Origin of the sequence: Collinsella sp. AM12-1, from assembly GCF_003472325.1 — a bacterium.
Lineage (GTDB): Bacteria > Actinomycetota > Coriobacteriia > Coriobacteriales > Coriobacteriaceae > Collinsella.
The window spans coordinates 22,525-47,071 of the sequence record NZ_QRLS01000004.1; the positions used below are offsets into that span (position 1 = coordinate 22,525).

The 24,547-nt window shown below is 61.1% G+C and carries 21 protein-coding genes; all 21 read right to left on the bottom strand.

Features of this window, described 5'->3' with window-relative positions:
- Positions 1–103: 103 nt before the first annotated feature.
- The 21 genes from DW136_RS03090 to rpsT all read right to left on the bottom strand — a co-directional run bounded on the left by DW136_RS03090 (position 104) and on the right by rpsT (position 24,471).
- Positions 104–634: a CinA family protein gene (locus tag DW136_RS03090; protein ID WP_118289026.1), complete on the bottom strand. Its 531-nt coding sequence runs from the start codon at positions 632–634 to the stop codon at positions 104–106.
- 12 nt (positions 635–646) lie between these two features.
- Entirely contained in the window at positions 647–1,195 is a 549-nt protein-coding gene (gene pgsA / locus DW136_RS03095) for a CDP-diacylglycerol--glycerol-3-phosphate 3-phosphatidyltransferase (RefSeq protein ID WP_233546526.1), read from the bottom strand.
- Positions 1,196–1,294: 99 nt separating this feature from the next.
- Positions 1,295–2,644 carry a 30S ribosomal protein S12 methylthiotransferase RimO gene (gene rimO, locus DW136_RS03100; protein WP_118289028.1) on the bottom strand — a complete coding sequence of 450 codons (1,350 nt, stop codon included), beginning with the start codon at positions 2,642–2,644 and terminating at the stop codon, positions 1,295–1,297.
- Positions 2,645–2,671: 27 nt separating this feature from the next.
- Positions 2,672–3,169: a YajQ family cyclic di-GMP-binding protein gene (locus tag DW136_RS03105; protein ID WP_022094699.1), complete on the bottom strand. Its 498-nt coding sequence runs from the start codon at positions 3,167–3,169 to the stop codon at positions 2,672–2,674.
- Between the two features lie 26 nt (positions 3,170–3,195).
- Positions 3,196–4,707 (bottom strand): RodZ family helix-turn-helix domain-containing protein, encoded by a 1,512-nt coding sequence (locus DW136_RS03110; RefSeq protein ID WP_118289029.1) that lies wholly within the window; start codon positions 4,705–4,707, stop codon positions 3,196–3,198.
- Positions 4,707–7,487, bottom strand: a complete 2,781-nt coding sequence (locus DW136_RS03115; RefSeq protein WP_233546520.1) for a DNA translocase FtsK — start codon at positions 7,485–7,487, stop codon at positions 4,707–4,709. Before DW136_RS03115 ends, DW136_RS03110 begins: the two co-directional genes overlap by 1 nt.
- 1 nt (position 7,488) lies before the next feature.
- A complete protein-coding gene (locus DW136_RS03120) occupies positions 7,489–9,159 on the bottom strand; it encodes a ribonuclease J (RefSeq protein WP_118289030.1) in 1,671 nt (556 codons plus the stop codon).
- Positions 9,160–9,809: 650 nt separating this feature from the next.
- A complete protein-coding gene (locus DW136_RS03125) occupies positions 9,810–12,056 on the bottom strand; it encodes a polyribonucleotide nucleotidyltransferase (RefSeq protein ID WP_055309899.1) in 2,247 nt (748 codons plus the stop codon).
- A gap of 150 nt (positions 12,057–12,206) precedes the next feature.
- The gene (gene rpsO, locus DW136_RS03130) at positions 12,207–12,485 is read right to left on the bottom strand and encodes a 30S ribosomal protein S15 (protein ID WP_006235963.1); all 279 of its coding nucleotides are present in this window, start codon (positions 12,483–12,485) and stop codon (positions 12,207–12,209) included.
- Positions 12,486–12,623: 138 nt separating this feature from the next.
- Complete coding sequence (gene recO, locus DW136_RS03135) at positions 12,624–13,373, bottom strand: DNA repair protein RecO (protein ID WP_118289031.1); 750 nt, start codon at positions 13,371–13,373, stop codon at positions 12,624–12,626.
- A 15-nt stretch (positions 13,374–13,388) separates the two neighbouring features.
- Positions 13,389–14,447, bottom strand: coding sequence for a GTPase Era (gene era, locus DW136_RS03140; RefSeq protein ID WP_233546521.1), 1,059 nt, complete (start codon positions 14,445–14,447; stop codon positions 13,389–13,391).
- Between the two features lie 12 nt (positions 14,448–14,459).
- Entirely contained in the window at positions 14,460–14,837 is a 378-nt protein-coding gene (locus DW136_RS03145; RefSeq protein ID WP_118289032.1) for a diacylglycerol kinase family protein, read from the bottom strand.
- A gap of 9 nt (positions 14,838–14,846) precedes the next feature.
- A complete protein-coding gene (gene ybeY / locus DW136_RS03150) occupies positions 14,847–15,356 on the bottom strand; it encodes an rRNA maturation RNase YbeY (protein ID WP_117654802.1) in 510 nt (169 codons plus the stop codon).
- Entirely contained in the window at positions 15,353–16,339 is a 987-nt protein-coding gene (locus DW136_RS03155; RefSeq protein ID WP_118289033.1) for a PhoH family protein, read from the bottom strand. Before DW136_RS03155 ends, ybeY begins: the two co-directional genes overlap by 4 nt.
- On the bottom strand, positions 16,320–17,612 hold the full coding sequence (locus DW136_RS03160; protein ID WP_118289034.1) for a MiaB/RimO family radical SAM methylthiotransferase: 1,293 nt from the start codon (positions 17,610–17,612) through the stop codon (positions 16,320–16,322). Before DW136_RS03160 ends, DW136_RS03155 begins: the two co-directional genes overlap by 20 nt.
- A gap of 9 nt (positions 17,613–17,621) precedes the next feature.
- Entirely contained in the window at positions 17,622–18,770 is a 1,149-nt protein-coding gene (dnaJ, locus tag DW136_RS03165; protein WP_118289035.1) for a molecular chaperone DnaJ, read from the bottom strand.
- An 81-nt stretch (positions 18,771–18,851) separates the two neighbouring features.
- Positions 18,852–19,955 (bottom strand): DnaJ domain-containing protein, encoded by a 1,104-nt coding sequence (locus DW136_RS03170; protein ID WP_199580144.1) that lies wholly within the window; start codon positions 19,953–19,955, stop codon positions 18,852–18,854.
- 58 nt (positions 19,956–20,013) lie between these two features.
- On the bottom strand, positions 20,014–21,246 hold the full coding sequence (hemW, locus tag DW136_RS03175) for a radical SAM family heme chaperone HemW (protein WP_118289036.1): 1,233 nt from the start codon (positions 21,244–21,246) through the stop codon (positions 20,014–20,016).
- 2 nt (positions 21,247–21,248) lie between these two features.
- Positions 21,249–22,292: a tRNA dihydrouridine synthase DusB gene (gene dusB / locus DW136_RS03180; RefSeq protein WP_118289037.1), complete on the bottom strand. Its 1,044-nt coding sequence runs from the start codon at positions 22,290–22,292 to the stop codon at positions 21,249–21,251.
- Positions 22,293–22,296: 4 nt separating this feature from the next.
- Positions 22,297–24,108 (bottom strand): translation elongation factor 4, encoded by a 1,812-nt coding sequence (gene lepA, locus DW136_RS03185; protein WP_117735177.1) that lies wholly within the window; start codon positions 24,106–24,108, stop codon positions 22,297–22,299.
- A 96-nt stretch (positions 24,109–24,204) separates the two neighbouring features.
- Positions 24,205–24,471, bottom strand: coding sequence for a 30S ribosomal protein S20 (rpsT, locus tag DW136_RS03190; RefSeq protein ID WP_022094714.1), 267 nt, complete (start codon positions 24,469–24,471; stop codon positions 24,205–24,207).
- Positions 24,472–24,547 lie beyond the last annotated feature (76 nt).

Consider the following 24,547-nt stretch of genomic DNA (forward strand, 5'->3'; position numbering starts at 1 on the left):
GAACAAGGCAGGCAAAATTACGTCTACAACCAGCACAAACGCCAAATAAGCCTAAGGTCCCTATCTCCACAATTAAGGGGCCCGAAGGCCCCTTAAAACACGTCTATTCCATAGAGTTGAGCACAAGGGCAATGCGACCCAATGCCTCCGTGACCGCATGGGCACGAACACACGAACGGTCGCCCTCATAGTGGCAGCGCACAGAGTCCACGACCGGCACTCCCCCATCGGCGGAACGATGCGCCCAGCCAATATAGAAAGTGCCCGCAGGATCGTCCTCAGTACCACCGCCGGGGCCGGCATAACCCGTTGCGCTCACTGCAATATCGCTCTGGTACAGCTCCAGCGAACCCGACGCCATCTCGCGCGCAGTTTGATGCGACACCGCGGTGTAGCGGTCGAGCGTCTCCTGCTCAACACCCAGCACGCGATGCTTAATCTCATCGCAGTAGGTCACCGCACCGCCACGCAGCACCGCCGAGGCGCCCGGGATATCCGCAATCGTCGAGGCGATCATACCCGCCGTCAGCGACTCAGCCGTCGAAACCGTCACCCCCCGAGCGCTCGCGCGCTCGACGATATCGCGCGCCAACTCCTCGTTATGTGCGGAAATCTGCTCAAAAGAGTCCGTCATACCCACCAGGACCTAGACCGAAAAGACGATCTTGCGGCAGTTCCAGAAGTACTGGGCGCCCGAGATAACGGTCAAGACAACGGCAACGGCATACAGGAAGCGCGACACCGAGTAGATGCCGAGCGTCAGCGCCACCGGGCCAAGGTGCAAGCCGGCCATCGCAAAAACGCACAGGTAACCGCAGATGGAGACCATCGTGGTCGCCGTCTTGTACTTGCCTAGCTTGTCGGCGGCAACGACCACACCGGCCGCACTCGCGACCATGCGTAGGGCGCTCACCAGCAGCTCACGGAACAGGATGATGAACACCGACCACACGGTTACGGCGCCAAAATCCAAGAACAGCAGCAGGGCCGAGAACACGAGCAGCTTATCGGCGATGGGGTCCAAGAACTTGCCGAAGTCGGTGATCTCGTTGCGCGAGCGCGCCAGATAACCGTCAACCTTATCGGTGCACGACAGGATCACATACAGAATGAAGGCAGCGGCGGCGAGCGGGCCGTCGAAGGTGCTCCAATTCGTACCGGCAACACTCGTGTGAGACAGCGCCGAGACGATCATGAACACCGGGATAAAGACGATGCGCACGCACGTCACGATGTTGGCGGGCGTCCAGACACTCGTCAGTTCCTTATTGCTCTCGTTAGCCACGACGCTCTCCTACTCCACAACATGGCCGATAAGCTCATAGCAGAAGCTATCGGTAAACTCGACAGTCAGAATATCGCCCACGGACGCCTCGCTGGCGTCCAAGTGCACCGCGCCATCGGAATCGGGCGCCTGGAACCAGGCATGGCCGATCAGCTCGGCGCCGTCCTCGGTCTCCTCGATGCCGTCGACGATCACCTGGGCGCGCTCGCCCACATGTGCGGCGGTGGCGGCAAAACCGAGCGACTCGGCCAGGTCCATGGCCTCCTGGGCGCGCTCGAGCTTGACCCCTTCGTCGAGCTGACCCTCCATCTTGGCGGCCAGGCTGCCCTCCTCACGCGAGTAGGCAAAGACACTCGTGTAGTCAAAGCCGACGGTGTCCATAAAGTCGATAAGGTCGCGGAACTCGTCGTCGGTCTCGGTCGGGAAGCCGACCATGGCCGTGGAACGGATCACGATGCCGGGGATGCGCTCACGCAAATCGTGGAACAGGTCCTCGAGCTCCTGACGCGAACCGGAACGGCGCATAGCCTTGAGGATGCGCGCGTCGCAGTGCTGCACGGGGATATCGATATAGGGCAGCACCTCGGGCGTATCGCGAATCGTATCGATAAGCTCGTCGGTCATGCCCTCGGGCTGCAGATAGAGCACGCGGACCCAGACGTTGTGCGGGCGCACGGCCTCGGCGACGGCACGCAGCAGCTGCGCCAGATTGCGCGGCGAGCCCTCGGCGGCGTCCTCATCGGCAAAGTCGTTACCCCAAATGCCCGTGTCCTGGCCGATCAGCACGATCTCGCGCACACCGCCAGCAACCAAGTCGCGCACCTCGGAGATAATGCTCTCGGCATTGCGCGAATGATAGCGACCGCGAATGTAGGGGATCATGCAGAAGCTGCAAAAACGATTGCAGCCATCGGAGATCTTGACGTAGGCGACAGCGCCCTCGACGGTACGCTTGACCTGCGGGATATAGGCTGCGATCTCACGCTCGACACCCAGCACGCCATCGATGACCGCCACGATGCCGTCCTCCTCGTCGGCCTTCACAAAGGCAGCGATCTCGGGCAGCTCGTCAGGCAGGTCGTCGCCATAACGCGACGGCACACAGCCGCACATGACGATGGGGCAAGAACGAACGCCGTCCTGAACCTCGTTGGCGAGCTCGAGCGTGGTCTCGATGCTCTCGGACGTTGCGGAGGCGAGGAACGAGCATGTATTGACGATGGCGATATCGGCATCCTGCGGGTCGAATGCCTCCTCGTAGCCTGCGGCGGTCAAAAGAGAACGCATGCGGTCGGTGTCAACCTCGTTCTTAGCGCACCCGAGGGTGATATAGAGCACGGAGCCCAACGGTGTATCCATGTTGGAGAGCGGTCCTTTCGAAAGATATTAGCGGTAGTTGGTGAACTGTAGCGGCTGGCCGTAGTCCTGGTCGCGCAGGAACTGGATCACGGTCTGCAACGCATCCTTCGAAGCAGAGGAAACACGCAGCTTGTCGGCCTCGATGGTCACCTTGACCTTGAGCTTTTGGTCCTTGATGTCCTTGTTGATCTTCTTGGCGGTCGCCTGGTCGATACCCTCGACGATATGGCCGAGCACGCGCACGGTGCCGCCCGATGCCGCCTGCGGAGCATCCCAGGACACGGCCTTGAGGTCGATGCCGCGCTTGATGAGCTTGGAGCTCAGCACGTCGATAATCTGCTTGGAGACAAAGTCGGCCGGGGCGTTGATCGTAAAGAGCTTGTCGCCCTTCGAAAGCTCGATCGTGGCGCCGGAATCCTTAAGGTCATAGCGCTGAGAAATCTCGCGCGTGGTCTGCTGGAAGGCGTTGTCGACCTCTTGCATGTTGACCTCGGACACGACGTCGAAGCTGGAATCTTTAGCCATGATGTTTCCTTTCGCGTACGAGCGGCTTAGTAGCTATCGTACGAATAGTCGGTAGAATCGGTGGGCGTCTGACCGTCAGTTGAGGTATCGGCGCCATCCGTGGACTGGGCATCGGTACCGTCGGTGGCATCGGTACCATCGGTGGTGTCGGTACCATCAGAACTTTCACCATTCTTGGAATCAGACGTCTCCTTCTTGGGAACGGTGATCGTCACACGCGCCACGCCCGAGGTCTTGGTGTCGTAGCGGACCTTTTCGCCGTTCTTGGTAACGGTGACATCGGAAGGCTTGGACGTGGTGATCTCGATCGAGGACTCGGGCGTGTACTCCTGCTCAAAGGGGCCAGTCGCCTGGGCGCCATAGACCGACTTGCCGTCAACCTTGACCTCAATCCACGCGGTTTTTCCCTTGGCAACGGAGACTTTAACCTTCGTGACCTCGTTCTCTTCCTTCTTGGCCGCCGTCTTGGTAGCGTCCGAATCAGTCGACTCATCCGTCGCCTCATCGGTGTCTTCGTCCTCGTCGATCGTTTCGGTCTTCTTAGAAGACTTCTTGGTCGTCGTCTTGGTAGTAGTGGGCGTCTCGGGCGTGTTCTCGGGCGCCGAAGATGCGCAGCCGCGCAGAAGCACCACGATGAGCACAATCAACAGCAGCGCAACGGCGCCGATGCCGGCGTAGACGATACGCGGATCGAGCCCGTTGTTTTGAGGAGTACGGGATCCGCCGCGTCCACGACTGGAACTGCTGCGGCCGCCTGCCTGAGGCATACGACCCCGATTGCTATCGAAACGGCCGCGATAGCCACCCTGGACCTGAGGGCTGCGCTGACCCGAGCGGGGCGCAAGTTCACCGCGGCCTTGATAGCCACGCTGGCCCGAACGCGGAGCCGAAGAGCGCTGGCCATACGGCTGTGATTGAGAGCGAAAACGCGGCGTCACCTGCGTGGTATCGGCATCCGCATAGCCACCGCGAGAGCGTCCCGTAGAGGCACCACGGTAACCGCGATCGGAATAGCCGCCGTCGCCGTAGCCGGCACGAGGGTCACGCGCCACGCCGCGGGCAGCGGGAAGTGCACGGTCCTCGGGCATCGGCGTACTGCGGAACCGGTCACGCTGTGAGCGAATCTCCTCGCCCGAACCCGTCTCGGTAATATAACCGGCCTGCTGAGGACGCTGTCCATAGCGAGTCGAACGACCGCCCTGAACCATCAGGAAGCGCCCGTTATCGACCGAGGAACGCGAATTGACGTAGCCGGCGGCGTCCTGAAAACGACCGCCCTGCTGCGACGTCTCGCGTTCGTATGCCATCAGGTCGTCAAAGTAGGCATTGACGACCTCGCGCGGATTGAGGCCCAAAAAGCGAGCATAGCTCGAAATCATGCCCTGCGCATAGCCGCGCGGCGGCATCGAAGCAAAGTTACCGGTCTCGAAAAACTCGATGATCTGCGGCCTGATTTTGATGGTGTTGGCGACCTGCTGAATGGAAAGGCCCATTCGGCGACGCTGCTCGAGCAGCATGTCACCAAAGCGTGCAGCCATCAGAATCCTCCAAACTCACGATCTTCACGTGCCATCTCGGCGTCGACAGATTCCAGCGCGGCAAGCCCTTCCTCGTCCAACAGGACCTCGCGCGGCTTGGAACCGTCGGGCGGGCCGACGACACCCTTTTCTTCCAGCATGTCCATAATACGCCCGGCGCGCGCATAGCCAACCTTCAGACGACGTTGCAGGCCAGATGTGGAGCCAAGCTGCGATTCCACCACAATACGGGCGGCTTCCCAGATGAGCGGATCATCGTCTTGTGGCTCGGCGACTCCGGTGCGGACAATGCCGCCGCCACCCGCCATGGACATGGAAGCGGGCGCCACGGCAGACAGGATCTCCTCGTGGTAGTCGGGCTCACTCTGCGACTTAACAAACTCGACGATCTCGTTGATCTCGTCGTCTGAGACAAAGCAGCCTTGGATACGGCGGGGCTTGCCCCAGTCGACCTTTGAGAACAGCATGTCGCCCAAACCGGTGAGCTTTTCGGCACCCATCTGGTCGATGATGACGCGCGAGTCGATGCCCGTGGCGACGTTAAAGGCGATGCGGTTGGTGATGTTGGCCTTAATAAGACCCGTCACCACGTTTGAGCTGGGACGCTGCGTAGCCACGATAAGATGAATACCGGCGGCACGGCCCAGCTGTGCAATACGCACGATCGAGGCCTCGACATCCTTACCGGCGACCATCATCAGGTCCGAGAGCTCGTCAATAATGATGACCAGGTAGGGCATCTTTTGCGGCGGGTTGTCGTAATGCTCAAACTCGCCGGCGGCCTGCTTTTCGTTGTAGGTCGAGATCTTACGCACGTTAAGGCGCTCGAAGACCTTCAGGCGACGTTCCATCTCGGACACGGCCCATTGCAAAGCGCTCGCAGCCTGCTTGGGTTCGGTAACGACCGGCACATAGAGATGCGGCAGGCCGTTATAGCCCGCGAGCTCGACGCGCTTGGGGTCGACCATGATCAGGCGAACATCCTCGGGAAGCGCGCGCATGAGCAGGGTCGTGATGATGGAATTGATCATCACCGACTTACCAGAACCGGTCGTACCGGCAATCAACAGGTGAGGCATCTTGGCGAGGTCGGCGACAACCGGCGTGCCCTCGGCGTCGCGGCCGATGGCGAGCTCGAGCGGACCGCCCTTCACATAGGGCAGCACGTCACCCAGATTGACGTTCTGGCGCTTACGGTTGGGAATCTCGATGCCCACGAGCGAGGTGCCGGGAATCGGGGCAAAGATACGCACCGACTGGGCAGCGAGCGAAAGCGCGATATCGTCCTCGAGGCTCGAAATCTTGCTCACGCGCTCGCCCTCGCCAGGTTGCAGCTTAAAGGTCGTCACCGTAGGGCCGGCGATCCAGCCGACCACGCGAGCACTGCGGCCAAACTCCAGCAAGGTGGACTGAAGCGACTCGGCAGTCTGTTCCAGCTCCTTATCAGAAGACGCGGAGGACGCCGACTGCGGGTTAGCGTGCAGGATTTCGAGCGGCGGAAGCTTGAGGCCATCCTCTTCTTCGCCCTCGTTATCTGCGGGGGCATTGTCCGCTCCCCCATCGATAGCCATAGCCGATTCGACAGCACTCGTGGCAGGCGTATCTGCAACCTTGGGATGCTTCAAAAAGTCGGGAATCTGAGGTGCTGCCGAGACAGGATTCACGGCAAACGGCGGCTCGGACTCGTCGATCTTATCGGGGTCGTCTTCCATCGAAAGCTGACCGGTAACCTGGTCGCGCTTTACATGGCGACGCGGCAGCAAAGTTGTCTTTGCGGTCACAATCGGAACCTCGTCGTCCTCGTCATCGCCCTCGGTGAGCTCAATCTCACTCTCGGACCAGGACGGATCGGGCTCACTTGTATTCAACTTAGGCGCAGCCTTGCCCTTCTTGCCATGGCGGCGCGGCAACAGCGTCGTCTTAGCGCGCTCAGCTTCCACGGCATCGGACACGTCGACAAACGGATCATCGTCCTCGTCGTCATCGTCCAAAACCGGGTCCACATCGTTGCCCATGACCGTGGTCACGGCAGCATCGGAGCCCTTTTGACGAAGAATGCTCAGGTGCGGACGGGCAACGCCGGGCACCGACAGGGCTTCGTCGTCACCCCACGGGCTGGCGTTAACATCGGCACGACGGCGCTCGGCAAAATCGGCCGCACGGTCGCGAGCAGAGCGCAGCACGCCACCCACCGAAAAGCCGATGATGACCAGGCCCACGACGACAAGGCCCAGCAGGACTACCATCGCGATAGGCTTACCCAGGGCATTCTGCAGCGCACTCGCAATAAACGCACCGATGTAGCCACCCGAGGCGGACAGATTTTGCGGCGTGAACATGAGGTCACACGAGCCACTCGTACCCGGCACCATCAGCGAAAGAATGGAGACGACGGCGATAAAGACCACGGCGCCGCCCGCAACAGAGCGCACGTTGAGCGGCGAGTCCTCGCCTAAAAAGAGCGTGGCGGCAAACAGCAAAATGACGATCGGCAGAACGTAGGCGCCCAGACCAAAGCCCAGGTGGTAGAAACCGGCAACCGCAGCCGTAACGGGTGCGGTCGCCGGCGAAATCACGGCAATGAAGGACGCAATCGCCAAAACGGCAATGACCACGCCGGCGATATCGCGATTGGCTGAGGGCTCGACCAAGGGCTCAAAATCATCGAAGTCTGCCTCGTGGCCCTTATTGGCACGCAGATGGGAACCGGCACCCTTAGCAGATGCCGGTTGGTTATTGGCCTTATTGCCTTTGGCGTTTTGTGCTGATCCGCGCGCCAAACTAAACCTCCATGACGACCGGGATGATCATCGGACGAGTGCGCGTACGGCTCCAGATAAAGTTGGAGAGTGAATCGCGTACGGCCTTGCGAATGGCATCGGAACCGCTGCTCGTAAAGCTGAACTTGCCCTTCTCGATCGTCTTCATAATGGATGCGGAGGCATCCTCGGAGAACTGGTCGTCGATGGCAAACGAGACACCACGGCCCGAGAACTCGATGGCCTCGATCTTCTTGTGCTTGAGCGAGACGATGGCAACAGCGGTAACCATACCGTCGTTGGCGAGCTTCTGGCGATCGCGCAGAACGATGGGGTCGGTATCGCCGATACGTAGGCCGTCGACGTAGACGACGCCGGACTCGACGGGCGTACCGCGCTTGACGATACCACCGCGCATCTCGAGCGTGTCGCCGTTATCGAGGATAAAGATATGATCGTCCTTGAGACCCATCTTGCGGGCCAGCTGGGCATGAGCGCGCAGATGCACGGCCTCACCGTGAACCGGCATAAAGTACGTGGGCTTGGCCATGGCCATCAGGAGCTTGAGCTCCTCCTGGCTACCGTGACCGGAGACGTGGACGAGAGCGCGGTTCTTATCCCACACGTCGCAGCCGAGCTTGGCCAAGCTGTTAACGACCTGCTGGACAGCTTTCTCGTTACCGGGAACGGGAGTTGCCGAGAGGATGACGGTATCGCCCTCGTGGATGGAGAGCGTCTTGTGCTCGCCGTTGGCCATGCGCGAAAGGGCCGACAGAGGCTCGCCCTGCGAACCGGTGCACATGACGACAATCTTGTCGTCGGGCAGGTTGTCAATGTCGAAGGCATCGATAATATCGGCATCGTCGATGTTGAGGTAACCGAGCTCGCGCGCCACGCGTGTGTTGGTGAGCATGGAACGACCGGTCACGACGACCTTACGGCCGCACTTGCGGGCGGCGTCACAGATCTGCTGCAGACGATGGATGTGGCTCGAGAACGACGCGACGAACACGCGGCCCGGAGCATTCTTGATGGCATGCAGCAGATTGGGGCCAACCTCGGCCTCGGACTTGGTAAAGCCGGGAACCGTGGCGTTGGTAGAGTCGGAAAGCAGCAGGTCGATGCCCTGCTTGGCAAAGCGGCTGATAGCGGCATAGTCGGGCGTGACACCATCGATGGGCGTCTGGTCAAGCTTAAAGTCGCCCGTGTGCATAACGGTGCCCTGATTGGTGCGGATGAACACGCCCAGAGCGCCGGGGATGGAGTGCGTCATCGAGAAGAAGTCGAGCGAGATGCCGCCGAGGTTGACATGGCTACCGCCCTTGACCTCGCGGAATTTGGGTGCGCGGATGCGGAACTCAGAAAGCTTGCCCTCGATAAAGCCAAGCGTCAGCTTGCTCGAAAAGATGGGCACCTTATTGTTGAGGTCCTGCAGCAGGTACGGAAGCGAACCGGTGTGGTCCTCGTGGCCGTGGGTGACGACGATACCGCGGAGCTTCTCCTCGTTCTCCAGAACATAGGTGTAGTCGGGAAGCACCAGGTCAATACCGGGCTGGGAATCGTCGGGGAACATGAGGCCAGCGTCGACGAGCACCATGTCGTCGCCGCATTCGAAGACCGTCATGTTCTTGCCGATGCCGTCAAGGCCGCCGAGCGGAATGATCTTCAAAGGAGATGGTTTTTTAGCTGCCATAGGTTCGTGTGGTTTCCTTTCTTCGAAACGGGTCTGGAACAACCGACGGGGCGCTTCTGGCAAACCGACCGCCGGGAACGTACAAACATGCATCACAGAGTCGATGCAGTAACCTCAGTATGATACCCATTTGCACAACAACAGACCACCCATGCATCAAAGCCCCATCTGAACCGGTCTATCCCGCCGGTCTGGTCTCAGCGGGCCCGGCACGGGCTAAGTTTCCTGCTCTACAGTCCTGCGCAAGACGGAAAGCACATTAAGTGCTTTCCTTTGCGTGCGGAACTCGCGATAAACTTAGCCCGTGCCGGGCCCGCTGAGATCAGACCTGCCAAAATAGGACAGCTTTATTTTGGTCGGTTTTATCTGGGGCAATGACGCGCATGCGATTGTCAAAAGATCTGAATTCAAATAACTGAATAGACTGTCTGACACAATCGCAACCCACACCAACCAGACCTTTTGCTATTCCCGGCGGGGGCCGCGGGTAAAGTTTATCGCGAGTTCCGCACGAGCCGGAGAGCACTTAATGTGCTCTCCGTGCGAGCAGGACTGTAGAGCAGGAAACTTTACCCGCGGACCCCGCCGGGAATAGCAAAAGGGCGACCCCTGTCCGGAGTCGCCCTTTTTGAGCTGCTTATGTGTTGCTGTTACTCGGCGTCGTGGTGACGGCGGGGCTTGCGGCCTCCGTTATCGCCGGGGCGGCGCGGACGGTCGCTGCGCTCGGAGCGCTCGCGACGCGGACGCTCGCGGCGCTGGAAGTGCTCGCCGTCGCCCTCGGAGGCACCTTCGGCGCGAGCCGGGGCCTCGGGCTTATCCAGACGATCGAGCGAGATCTTGCCGCGATCGTCGACCTCGATGACGACGACCTTGACCTCGTCGCCCACGTTGAGGACGTCCTCGACCTTCTCCACGCGGCCCTTGGCAACGCGGGAAATGTGCAGCAGGCCGTCCTTACCGGGCAGCAGGTTGACGAAGGCGCCGAAGGGCTGGATGGAGACCACGCGACCGGTGTACTCCTCGCCCGGCTCGGGAACCTTGATGATGAGCTTGATGCGCTCGACAGCCTGGTCGACAGACTCGCCAGTGCCGCCGACAAAGACGGTGCCGTCCTCCTGGATGTCGACCGAAGCGCCGGTCTCGTCCTGGATACCGCGGATGACCTTGCCGCCGGAACCGATGACGTCGCGGATCTTATCGGTCGGGACCTGGATGGAAACGATGCGCGGAGCGGTGCTGCGCGTGGTGTGGCGCGGCTCGGGAATCACGTCGAGCATCTTCTGCAGAATGAAGGCACGACCCTCCTTGGCCTGCTGCAGGGCGCGGGCCAGGATGTCGAAGGTGAGGCCGGTGGCCTTGTTGTCCATCTGCAGGGCGGTGATGCCCTCGGTAGTGCCGGTGACCTTAAAGTCCATGTCGCCCAGGAAGTCCTCGAGACCCTGGATGTCGGACAGGACCACGGTCTTGCCCTCCTCCTGGATCAGGCCCATGGCGATACCGGAGACCGGGCGCTTAATGGGCACGCCGCCGTCCATAAGGGCGAGCGTGGAGCCGCAGGTCGAAGCCATCGAAGAGGAGCCGTTGGACTCCATGACCTCTGAGACCACGCGGATGGCGTAGGGGAACTCGTTCTCGTCGGGGAGCACCGGAAGCAGGGCGCGCTCGGCCAGGTTACCGTGGCCGATCTCGCGACGCTTGGGGCTGCCCATGCGGCCGGTCTCGCCGGTGCAGAAAGGCGGGAAGTTGTAGTGGTGCATGTAGCGCTTGCCCTCGGTGGGCTCGATGGTATCCAGACGCTGGCCCTCGTTGAGCATGCCGAGCGACAGGACGGAAAGCACCTGGGTCTGGCCACGCTGGAACAGACCGGAGCCGTGAACGAGCGGCAGGTAGTTGTCCTTCACCATGATGGGACGGATCTCGTCGGCGGCACGGCCGTCGACGCGCTCGCCGGTCTCAACGACCATGGTGCGCATGGCCTTCTTCTCGAGCTTCTTGAGCGCCACGGGGATCTCGCGCTCCCAAGCGGCCTGCTCCTCCTCGGTGAACTCAGCGCGGATGGACTCCTTCAGAGCCTCGACCTTACCGATACGGGAGAGCTTGTCGGCGTCGCGCAGGGCGGCTGCCATCTCGTCGTAGTGGGCGAAGATGCGCTCCTGAACCTCCTCGACGGGCTGGTCGAGCGGGTACTCCTTCTTGACGATGGGGCCGTTGACCTGCTCCCACTCGGCGACAAACTCGTCCTGGGCCTGACAGAAGGCAGCAAGGGCCTCCTGGCCAAACTTCATGGCGGCAAGCATGTCGTCCTCGGAGATCTCCTCGGCGCCGGCCTCGACCATCGAGATGAAGTCGGCAGAGCCGCCCAGCTCCAGGTCCAGATCGGAGTTCTCGCGCTCCTCATAGGTGGGGTTGACGATAAACTCGCCGGTCTCCACGTTACGGCCGATGCGCACGCAGGCAAGCGGGCCTTCGAAGGGCACGCCGCCGAGCGTCATGGCCAGGGAAGCGCCCATGACGTTGATGACGTCGAAGGGGTTGACCTGGTCGGCGACGAGCGAGGTGGCGACGATGTGGACCTCATTGCGGAAGCCGTCCGGGAAGCTCGGGCGAATCGGACGGTCAATCATGCGCGCGGTGAGCGTGGCCTTCTCGCTGGGACGGCCCTCACGCTTGAGGTAGCCACCCGGGATGCGGCCAGCGGCGTACATCTTCTCGTTGAAGTCGACGGTCAACGGGAAGAAGTCGTAGTTCTTGCGCTCCTTGGAGACGACCACGGTGTCGAGCATCGTGGTGTCGCCCTGCTTGACCAGGCAGGCGCCGGTGGCCTGCTTGGCAAGCTCGCCCGACTCAAAGGTGTAGGTCTTGCCGTACAGCTCAAAGGTCTTGGATACGAGTGTCATTGTTCTCCTTTACCCCACAGGCCCCTTGCCTGCGGGCTTCTCATGTGACGCGGGCCCCCTGCCCCCGCCACGCTTCAGAGCGTGATTGTTCGCGCCCTTACACAAAAAGAGCGCCCCGCTGCGCAGGACGCTCTTAGCATGTACAAATCCTTACTGGATGTTGTCGCGGATGCCCAGAGCCTTGATGAGCTCACGGTACTCGACGATGTCGTTCTTCTTGATGTAGGAGAGAAGACGACGACGACGGCCGACGAGCATGAGCAGGCCACGACGGGTGTGGAAATCCTTCTGGTGGGACTTCATGTGCTCGGTCAGCTCCTTGATGCGCTCGGACAGGATGGCGACCTGAACCTTGGGGTTGCCGGTGTCGACCGGGGAGTTACCGAACTGGGCGGTCAGCTCCGCCTTGCGCTCTTTGGAAACAGTCATTGTTTCACCTTTCGTTTCGCGTCGCCCGCGGGCGACTCTATTCGCCTCGGACTGGGAAGCCGCCGGTGGAGCGAGCAACCAAGGTCGAGGTACCAACAGGTCGGTATGTTACCACAAGCAGCCCGCGCCTGCGCATCATCACCGACCCAACATGAATTCCATCGCACGGAGGCGCTGATCGGTGTGCGTGGCGGCCCAAACATGCGAAAGCCCGAGCAAGAACGCCGCCGTATGCGGGTCGATTTTCTCGGCCATAAGCGCATCGAAGGTCATCGACATGAGGGCGCGCAGCCACGCGACCTCACCGGTCGACACCAGCTCGGCACCCGGAACGCTCGATGCGCACGACCCGCACATGAGACCGCCCGCCTGGGGCGAAAAATACGACAGCATGGGGTCTCCGCACAGCACGCAGGCCGAAAAATCGGGTCGATAGCCAACGTGCGACAGCAGCTTAAAGACATATGCCGCCACGAGCAGATCCATATGGGCCGTGTCGAGCCCGCTGCCCACCAGGGCGAGCGCCCGCTGCGTGATGGCAAAGGTAAACGGGTCCTCGGCGTCCTCGAATGAGCACACGCGCGCGACCTCGGCAATCGCGCTTGCGGCGCAGGTCGTCTCGTAATCGGGCGCGGCGCCGAGCGGCGCTTCCATAAGCTCGGCCTGGGAAACCACGTCGAGCGAGCGTCCATGTGCGAGCAACATATCGACGGTACAGAATAGCTCGCAGCGCGCAGCCAGGCGCCCACCGGGTTTGCGGGCGCCCTTTGCCACGGCACGAACCTGCCGACCCCGCTCGTCAAGCATCGTCAGGATCAGGTCCGTCTCTTTGAGCTTGGTCTTGTCGAGCACGAGCACTTTCGTGCGATATGTCCGGGAGCCCGCCATGCGCGCTGCGCGTCCTTAGTCCTCGGCGTTGTAGCCAAAACGGCGAATCTGAGCCTCGTCGTCGCGCCAACCGGCCTTGACCTTCACGTCCAACTCCAAAAAGACCTGCGTGCCAAAGATGCGCTCAAGATCGCGACGGGCGTCGATACCGATATGCTTGATCATCTCGCCGCCCTTGCCGATGATGATGCCCTTTTGGCCCTCGCGCTCGACGTAAATGGTGGCGTGCACGCGCAGCACCTTCTTGGTCTGCTCGAGCGCGTCGCAGATCACGCCAACGGAGTGCGGGATCTCATCACGGGTGCGGCGCAAGACCTTCTCGCGCACAAACTCGGCAACGAGCGTCTCGTCGGAAGCATCGGTGCCCATGTCCTCGGGGAACCAGCGCGGACCCTCGGGCAAAAAGTGCGCAACGGTCTCGATAAAGGCATCGACGTTGAAGTTCTTGACCGACGACGTCACGATCTCGTCGTCATATTCCATGAGCTCGTGGGCGGCCTTAAGCTGCTCCATGACCTGTGCGGGTTCGGCCTCATCGGCCTTGGTGAGCACCAGGACCTTCTTGCAGCAGGCGCTCTTGACGCGCTCGGCAACCCAAGCGTCTCCCCTGCCGATCGGTTTGGTGGCATCAATCAAAAACGCAACGACGTCGACATCGTTCAGCTCGAACAACGCGCTCTTGTTGAGCTCGGATCCCAGACCGTCCTTGGGCTTATGAATACCCGGGGTATCGACAAAGACCAGCTGGTAGCCGGGGCGGTTAACCACGGCTCGCATGCGGCGGCGGGTCGTCTGGGCAACAGGCGAGGTGATGGCGACCTTTTTGCCATAGCAGGCGTTGAGCAGCGTGGACTTGCCGGCGTTGGGACGACCGACCAGGGCAACGAAGCCGCTGCGGAAACCGGGTTCCACGTCACCAAAGCCCATAGGACCGTCGTCCTCGTCGCATAGGGCGTCGAGTTCCTCATCGCTCATGCCCTCAAACGGGTCGAACTCCTCGAGCTCCTCGGTATCCACCGCGTCCAGGGACTCGTCGTCCAAAATATCATCGGAAGGCTGCATATTGTCGGACATGGGAATCCCTTTCTAAATAAAGCCGAGTGCGTGGGCAAATACCAGCAAGCCCACAATCGCGGCGGTGATGGAAAGAACGTATACAGAGGCGGCGGCGATGTCCTTCGCACGCTTGGCCAGCGGATGAAGCTCCTGGGTCGCCAGGTCGACGATCGCCTCCATAGCGGTATTGCACAGCTCGCCGTGAATCACCAGGCCGCAGCAGATGATAACCGTGGCCCACTCGGCAATGTCGAGGCCGACGATGCAGCCGGCAATGACGGTACACACGCCGGCCGCGAGCATGACCTTGATATTACGCTCGGTTTTAACGGCGGTGACGAAGCCCTCCATGGCGTAGGAGAACGACTTTAAAAAAGACGGATGGTCCTTGTTCGATCCGGGAATCATAGACGGCTCCTAGTCGTGGGCATGGTTGGTGATGGGACCGACGTGGACCAACTTGGGGTCCTCGCCGCGCTCGAGCGCCAGATCTCGCAGGATGGCATCCTCACGGGCCTCCATGACCTCGGCCTCGTCGTCCTCGATGTGGTCGTAACCCAGCAGATGCAGCATGCCGTGCACGAGCATCAGTCGGCACTCATCGGCGGGGCTATTGCCAAAACCGGGGGCCTGACGGGCAATAACCTGCGGAGCCAAGATAATATCGCCGAGCTCGAGCGTCTCATCGGCGGGAATGTCATCGTCAAAGGCCGAATCGCACTCGAACGAAAGCACATCGGTGGTGCGGTCGATACCGCGCCACTCGTGGTTAAGCTCGTGCATCTCGTCCTCGTCGACATACGAAAGGGAGATCTCGACTTCACGTTCAACGCCCTCAGCGGCAAGCACAACCTCGCAGATGTGCTCCACCTCCTGCGCGTCGAGCAGCGTATCGAGCTCGGCATCGTTGCTGATCAATACACTCAACGGGACTCCTTTCGGTCGCGCGAGCGCTGCTCACGCACGTCATCATAAGCATCATATGCCTCGACGATACGACCCACCAGGGCATGACGCACCACGTCGGCACGCTCGAGGTGAGAAAATGCCACATCGTCGACACGGCCCAAAATCTTCTCGACATCCGCCAAGCCGCCACGACGACCCACCAGGTCGCGCTGGCTGAGGTCGCCGGTAATCACGAACTTGGAGTTGAAGCCCAGGCGTGTCAGAAACATCTTCATCTGCTCGGGCGTGGTATTTTGCGCCTCGTCGAGCACCACGAAGGCATCGCTCAGCGTACGACCGCGCATGTAGGCGAGCGGCGCAATCTCGATCACGCCGCGCTCCATAAGCTCATCGGTGCGCTCGCGATCCATCATGTCAAAAAGGGCGTCGTAGAGCGGACGCATGTACGGATCGATCTTTTCCTCGAGGGTGCCGGGCAAAAAGCCCAGGTTCTCCCCCGCCTCGACAACCGGACGCGTCAGGATCAAACGACCCACCTCGTGACGCTTAAGCGCGGCGACGGCGAGCGCCATGGCCAGATAGGTCTTACCGGTACCGGCAGGACCCAAGCCAAAGGTGATGGTATGCGAGCGGATGGCATCCACATAGCGCTTTTGCCCGAGCGTCTTGGGGCGAATGGCACGGCCGCGGTATGAAAGCAGCACGTCATCGCGAAGCGATGTGGCCTCATGCTCGCCGTCGCGCAAGACGGCCAGGCAACGCGAGACATCGTCGGCAGAAAGGGTACGGCCGGCCGCCGCCTCGCGAAAAGCATGTTCGAAAAAGCGCGCCACGAGCTCGACCTCGTCCGGGTCACCGCTCACGGCGATGCTATCGCCACGGGCGACCACATGGGCGCGAACCAAGCTCTCGAGCGCACGAAGGACGCCGTCGCCGGCGCCCAAAACGCGCGAGGGATCAATCCCCTCGGGAACGGTAAGTCTAATCTTCGAGGCTTCCATGAACCTCCCTGCGCGCATGGATCAAGCCGGAATCATCAACTTCGATGATAGCAACATCGAGCAGGCACGGGGCTGTAAGTCCACAGGTATCGTCAAGACGGGCATGATGGAACGAGCCGAGCGTTAGGTTGTCACCATACTCGAGCACGGCGCGCTCAACGGTTCCCACGCGACGACGAGCGTCGGCAATGGCGAGCTCCTGAGCAGCCGCGCGCATGCGGCGGCTGCGCTCGGCCATGACCTCAGGTGGTACCTGGTCGGGCATGTCGGCGGCGAGGGTGCCGGGGCGCTTGCTATAGCGGAACACGTGCATACGCGAGAAACCCACACGGCGGCACAGCGCTAGCGATTCCTCGAACTCCTCGTCCGTCTCGCCGGGGAAGCCGACAATAACGTCGCAAGAAAGTGACGCCTGCGGCAGATTGGCACGAATCATACGCACTGTGTCCTCAAAGGCCTCGGCGCTATAGGGACGGCCCATGCGATGCAGAGTCGCCGTGCAGCCGGACTGCACGGGCAGGTGCAAAAACGGGGCGATACGCTGCGGATAGCGCGCCATAACCTTAAGCAGGCGCTCAGAGATATCCATGGGCTCGACCGAGGAAATGCGCACATGCGGAATAGATGTGCGCTCCATAATGGCCTCGAGCAGCTCATCGATTTCGACATGCTCGTCGGTCGCGCTCTTGCCATCGTAGGCACCCAGGTTCACACCGGTCAGCACTACCTCGGGCACGCCGGCCTCCTGGGCCTCGCGAACTTGCTCGAGCACGGACTCGACGGGCACGGAGCGCTCGGGGCCGCGTGCCTTCCACACAATGCAATAGGTGCAGCGATGGTTGCAGCCGTCCTGAATCTTCACGCCCAGGCGAGAGCGACCGAGTGCATCGACCACCTCGCCATCGCTGCAGGCGGGAACGCTATCGGACTCAACGCCCAGCACCTCGCAGACACGTTCGGCGACATCGATCTTGGACGGCTCGGCGATCACGCGATCCGAAAGCTCCAACAACTCCTCGGGATGCAAATTGACCACGCATCCGGTCACGACCACATAGGGCTCGTTTGGATGGGCCAGCGCATGGCGGACGGCCTTACGGGTCTTGGCCTCGGCCTCGCCCGTAACGGCACAGGTGTTAATGACGATCAAGTCGGCATCTTGGGGCTCCACCATGGCAAAGCCCAGGCGCATAAGATCGGCAGTGATGCGGTCAGATTCAACCCGGTTGACACGGCAGCCGAGGTTGACGACGGAAATATGGGGTGCGAGCACGCGGGCTCCTTAATCGAGGATATCGTCGAGGGCACTCTTGATACGGTCGGTCACCGACTTCTTACCGAAAGCGACGTCATCGCCCATCTCATCGGCAAAAGCACGGAGCAGCTCGCGCTGCTTATTGGAAAGATTGGTGGGAACGACCACGCGCAGTTGCACGATCAAGCGGCCACGCGAACCGCCACCGCCAATGCGCGGCATGCCGTAATTATTGACGCTCACGGTGTCGCCGTACTGGGCGCCGGCGGGAACCGTCACCTTAACGACCTCGTCGGGCATAATGCCCTCTACCTCGATCTCGCAGCCGAGCGCAGCCTGAGCAATCGAGATATCGCTCACCAGGTACAGGTCGTCACCGTTGCGCTTAAAGCGCTCATGGTCGGCAACGCGCACGTTGACAATCAAGTCGCCCGAAGGCTCGCCGCGAAGACCGGCCTCGCCAAAGCCGCTCACACGCAGCTGTCGACCGGTCGAAACGCCGGCGGGAATATCGATGTCAATCTTTTCATGCGAAGGCGTGCGGCCCTGACCATCGCAGGTCTCGCAGGGATGGTCGATAACCGTGCCCTCGCCATGGCAGTCGGGGCAAGGCGAGGAAGACTGAACCTGGCCCAAAAACGATCGCTGAACCGTCGTGACGTAGCCCGTACCGTGGCAGCGGCCGCACTGCTTTTCCTGTGCGCCCTCTGCCCTACCGGTGCCATTGCAGTCCTCGCAAGGAGCAAGGCGGTCATAGCTGATTGTCTTTTTGCAGCCGAGCGCCGCCTCCTCGAGCGTCACCGAAAGCGAGATGGCCATGTCACGACCGCGACGACGCTCGCGACGGCTGCGGGCGCCACCGCCGGCACCGCCGCCAAAAAACGACGAGAACAAGTCGTCCATGCCCATACCACCAAAGATATCGTTGATATCGACGTAGCCCGAACCACCAGGGCCGTCGGCAGTGCCGTAACGGTCGTAGTTAGCACGCTTCTGCTCATCGGAAAGAACGGAATAGGCCTCGTTGAGCTCCTTGAACTTGGCCTCGGCCTCGGGGTCGTCCGAAACGTCCGGGTGTACGGTACGGGCCTTCTTTAGAAACGCGCGCTTAATCGTCCGCGCGTCGGCATCCTTGTCGACGCCAAGTACCTCGTAGTAATCCCTATTTTCCGACACGACCGAATCCTTCCGACTTTCATTATTGTCACAGTGCGTCCTATACCCAAGCTGGGCCGACCGCAAACAGAGGGTTTGATGTTATTGCATTCCGTAAGGCGAAAGCATGGCCCGTTGCGAGCAGCTCGCGAACCAAACCGACACGAGCGCGAACATGAAGCCATTGGCAAAACCGTTGGCAAACTGCATCGCACCGCGCTTCCACCACAGCAGGCTGCGATGAAGCACGCCGTCCGAAAGCACCATGAACAGGCCCATGGTAAACGGAATAAAGCACATCACGGCAAAGGCCGAGAACACGCCCGAGATGGCCGAGAGTACCAAAAACGGCGCCACGATGCCCATCAGGTAAAAACCGGTACGAGCTTTGCTTTCCAAGCGCTCGGCCTCGACATGGGCACGGCCGACTAGATCACCGCCAGCGGCACCGTTAGTGCCGGCGTGACCCATGCCGCTAATGCGGACCTCGTCGCCATCGTGCGTGCCGGCAGGAAACTCAATCGTCTGCTCGGAGGTTACGCGAGTACGACCGCTGCCTCCGCAATCAGGGCAGGGGTCGGCCACGACCTTACCGGAACCGCCGCACTCGGGGCAGACAGACTGGAACGTGCCCGCACCAAACAGGAAGGACAAGTCGACGTCGATGTGCCCGCGGCCACCGCAGCTCGGGCAGGTATGGGCATGCTCAGACGAAACGGAGCCCGAGCCGCCGCAGTTGCTACAGGTGTCGAAGCGCGTGTAGCGGACGGTCTTGCGGGCACCGCCCTTGGCCTCCTTGGCGTCGAGTTTGATATCGACGACGACGTTGGCGCCGTTCTCGGGATTGTAGGCAGCCTGGCCGTGACGCTGCTGGCCCCAGGCACCGCCAAAAGGAAAGCCGCCCTCAAAGGGATTGCCATAGCCCGCGCTGCCGGCGTAGCCGCCGCCATAGGGCGAAGCCGTAGGAGCTCCGGCAAAGGGATTGCCAGAACGCATAGCATCGTAGCGCGCACGTTTTTGCTCATCCGAAAGCACGGCGTAGGCCTCGGAAACCTCTTTAAACTTTTCCTCGGCACCCGGCTCTTTGTTGACGTCCGGATGGAGCTTGCGGGCCTTTTGCTGGAAGGCCTTTTGAATATCACGCGAGGTGGCGTCCTTGGAGACACCCAGAATCTCGTAGTAATCTTTTTCGTTCATCGTCGCCATGCGCGGCAACCTCCTGCTCACAGCAGCGTATATATTCCGGTAATTCTACCCGAGCGGCCTAAGCTAGATCCCAAAACAGCTCGAACAGAACATTTCCATCGAGCCAGCCCAGGTGTGTCGGCGCCAGACGAGCTCGAACATGGCCCGCGACGACATCTGCCGAAGTGAAGGGTCCCTCATGGACCCCGAGCGTCTCGGGCACCCAAGTGGCAAGACCCAATTCGAGCGCGCGATCGCAGGCAGCTGCCAGCTCGCCCGTTGGGATGACGCAAGTCGCACGAACCAACAGATCGGACGCAATACCGCGCGTCATGCGACAGGCGAGCATCAGGTCTTCGGCCGAAGCCTCTCGCTGCGACAGGTATTCGGCCTCAAACGACGTCGCGTCATCGTCACGTTGCACTAGACGCACACGGTACGCGTCACCTCGAGCAGACACGCCGGGGAACAAACCTGCAAGACGGTCGAAATCCCCAGTATCAAGCATACCGGCGGCAGAACGGCCCAGGCCCAGGTAGCCCCGTCCGGTCCAGTAGGCAATGTTATGGGCGCATTCATGGCCGTCGAGCGCATAGCTCGCCACCTCATACGGGTGATAGCCGGCGGCACCCAGGAGCTCGCGCGCCACGTCCATGCAGGCGGCCTGAAAATCCTCGTCGGGCTCGAGCGACTCGTCACGGCACGCCATGCGATAGAGGGGCGTCCCCACCTCGAGCGTGAGCGGGTAAACCGACACATGATGCGGAACCGCCGCCAGCACGCCCTCGAGCGTACGCTTCCAACTCGCTGCGGTCTGCCCGGGAAGTCCGCACATAAGGTCGCACGACACGTCAAGCCCAGCGTCCTTGACCGTCGCGATGGCAGCGAGCGCCCGATCGGCATCGTGAATGCGGCCGATGGCGGCAAGTTCGGTGTTATCGAGCGTTTGCACGCCCAGAGAAACGCGTGTGACACCAACCTTGGCAAGCGCAGTGGCAAGCTCGACGGTCAGCGACTCGGGATTGGCCTCGCAGGTAAACTCAGCAGGCTCACACCACAGAGAGATACGCCGGGCAAGCTCTACTAGACGCTCCCCTGCCAGCGATGGCGTGCCGCCGCCAACATAGACGGTGCGGATGCCTTCAAGCGCCCCGGCGTCGCCAAACGCATCGAGGCGCGCATACAGCTGCTCAAAATAGGCATCGAGCGCAGCGCTCAGATCACACGGAGCCACACTCCGTGAGTCGAAGTCGCAGTACCGGCACTTTTGAGCGCAAAACGGCACGTGCACATACAGTGCGGTAACGGCCACTCTTAGGCCTCCAACGGGTGAGCGGGCACCGACTCGCCAGCGGCAAGCGCGGCCTCGCGGGCCACCACATCACGCTCGATATCATCGACCAATGCCATGAACTCCTCATACGTGGAGCAGCGCACCACCTGCGCGCGCCAGGCTGCAGCATGGGGCATGCCTTTTAAGTACCAGCTTGCGTACGTGCGGGCACGCGACATGAGCGGCAGGAGCTCATGCGTCAGCGTTAGGTGCTCACGCAGGGCGTCCAGGCGCTCAACGGAGCTGCGAGCCGGCACCGGTATGCCATCGAGCGCAAGGGCGCGAGCATCACCGAACACCCAAGGATTGCCATAGATACCGCGCGCGATAAACACCGCGCTGGCACCCGAGTTGCGCAGATGCTCCGCGGCATCCTCAGCCGAGAACACGTCGCCCGAACCGATGACGGGAATCTCGACGGCGTCGGCCACCTCATCGACGACCGACCAATCGGCCTGGCCCGTATAGAGCTGCGTGGCGCAGCGACCATGCACCGCCACCGCTGCTGCCCCCGCCCCCTCGAGCATCTGGGCAAACGTCGCGGCATTGCGATCTTCGGCGTAAAAGCCCTTGCGAATCTTTACGGTCACGGGCACATGCGCCGCGCCCACCGCCGCTTGGACGATCTTCTCGGCTAGGTCGGGTGTGCGCATGAGCGCCGAGCCCTCGCCCTTGGTGACGACTTTGCGGGCCGGGCAGGCCATGTTGATATCGATGAGCGACAGGCGGTCACCCACGCGCTCCTCGACGGCGGCGACGGCGCTCGCAAACTGATCGGGCTTGGAGCCAAAGAGCTGCACGCAAATCTGCTGCTCCTCGTCGGCCGGTAGCACCAGGCGCCACGTCTTATTGCTGGCATAGGCAAGGCCCGCCACACTCACCATCTCGCTGTAGGCAAGATTGGCACCGCGGCGACGGCACATGATGCGATAGGCGGGATCGGTCACGCCCGCCATGGGAGCCATAAGGAACGGCTGCTCGGCATAGGCACCCAGCAGCCGCTGACTATATTCGGAGATTGCCATAGACCTACTCGTCCACCTTGAGAATCGCCATAAACGCCTCCTGCGGGACCTCGACCGAGCCGATGGCCTTCATGCGCTTCTTGCCCTCTTTCTGCTTCTCGAGCAGCTTGCGCTTACGCGAGATATCGCCGCCGTAGCACTTGGCAAGTACGTCCTTGCGACGCGCCTTGACGGTGGAGCGGGCAATAATCTTGTTGCCGATAGCACCCTGGATGGGCACCTCGAACAGCTGACGCGGGATGATCTCCTTAAGCTTGTCGCACAGGCCACGGGCCAGGCCATAGGCCTTGTCCTTGTGGACGATAAACGACAGCGCGTCCACCTCGTCGCCCGAAAGCAAGATGTCGAGCTTCACAAGCTCGGATGGACGGTACTCGTTGAACTCGTAGTCGAGCGAGGCATAACCCTTGGTACGGCTCTTGAGCTGGTCAAAGAAGTCCAAGATGAGCTCGGCGAGCGGCATATCGAAGCGCATCTCGACCGATTTGCTCGTGAGGTGGATCATGTCGGTCGTGACGCCGCGGTGCTCGATAGCGAGCTGCATGACGGCACCCGTGTACTCAGGCGGGCAGATGATCTTTGCCTTGAGGTAGGGTTCCTCGATACGCTCGATGCGCGTGGCCTCGGGAAGGTCCTGCGGACTGCGGACATCGATCATTTCGCCGTCGGTCTTGTAGACGTGATAGTCCACCGAGGGACTCGTGGCAATGAGGTCCAGGTTGAATTCGCGCTCCAGGCGTTCCTTGACGACTTCCATGTGTAGCAGGCCCAGAAAGCCCACGCGGAAGCCAAAGCCGAGCGCCACCGAGGTCTCGGGCTCCCACACCAACGACGGGTCGTTGACGTGCAGCTTATCGAGCGCGTCACGCAGGTTCTCGTAGTCCTTGTTATCGATCGGGAACAGGCCCGTATAGACCATGGGCTTAGCCTCGCGGTAGCCGGGAAGCGGCTCGGGGCAGGGATTCGACGCCCACGTGAGGGTATCGCCCACGCGAACGGCCTCGGGATCCTTCAGACCCGTGACCACGTATCCGACCTCGCCGACGGTCAGCGCATCGACCGGGGTCTCGGCGGGACGCTTGACGCCCACGCCATCGACCAAAAAGTCGCCCTCGGCCTGCATCATGCGCAGGGTATCGCCCTTTTTGATGGAGCCGTCAAAAACACGGACCGTGGCAACCACGCCGCGGTATTCATCAAAATAAGAATCCAGGATGAGTGCCTTGAGCGGCGCATTCGCATCGCCCTTGGGTGGCGAGATCAAAAAGACAATGGACTCCAGCAGATCGTGGATGCCCTCGCCGGTCTTGCCCGAGACACACACGGCATCATCGGCAGGGATCGCCAAGTCATCCTCGATCTCGGTCTTAACCTCATCGGGATGAGCCGAGGGCAGGTCGATCTTGTTGATGGCCGGCACAATGTCCAAGTTGGCGTTCATGGCGAGCGTCGCGTTGGAAACGGTCTGCGCCTCGACGCCCTGAGTGGCGTCCACGACGAGCACCGCACCCTCGCAGGCGGCCAACGAACGCGAGACCTCGTAGGTAAAGTCAACGTGGCCCGGCGTATCGATCAGGTTGAACTGATACGTCTCGCCGTCGTCGGCGTCATAGGACACGCGAACGGCATTGGACTTGATCGTGATGCCGCGCTCGCGCTCGATATCCATAGTGTCGAGCAGCTGCGACTCCATGTCGCGCTCGTCAACGGTATGGGTGAGCTCGAGGATACGGTCACTGATCGTGGACTTGCCATGGTCGATGTGCGCAACAATTGAAAAGTTGCGGATGTGGGAAATGTCAATTGAAGTATTCATGCGGACTATCTTACCCGAGCGATACAAAAAATGGAGCCTGTTCCATAAAACAGGCTCCATTTATGCGCGTAATCTGTGTGGTGTGAAATTTACAACTTAGGCGTTGATGCTGTTCACGAGCTTGGCAAGACCGGACTTGCGGTTGGAAGCCTGGTTCTTGTGGATAACATGCTTGGCGGCAGCCATGTCGAGACGCTTGGTGACGGTCTTGAGGGCAGCCTGGGCCTTCTCGGCGTCGCCCTCGGCGACGGCAGACTGGACGTGCTTGGTCAGCGTCTTGAGCTCGGACTTGACAGCCTTGTTACGCATGCGAGCTGCCTCATTGGTGCGGATACGCTTCTTCTGAGACTTGATGTTTGCCACTTCTGGAGTTCCTTTCGAGTTCCTTGCAAAAAATGTATGACACCTCTGAGACACGGTGAGGTCATGCAAGCGCCTA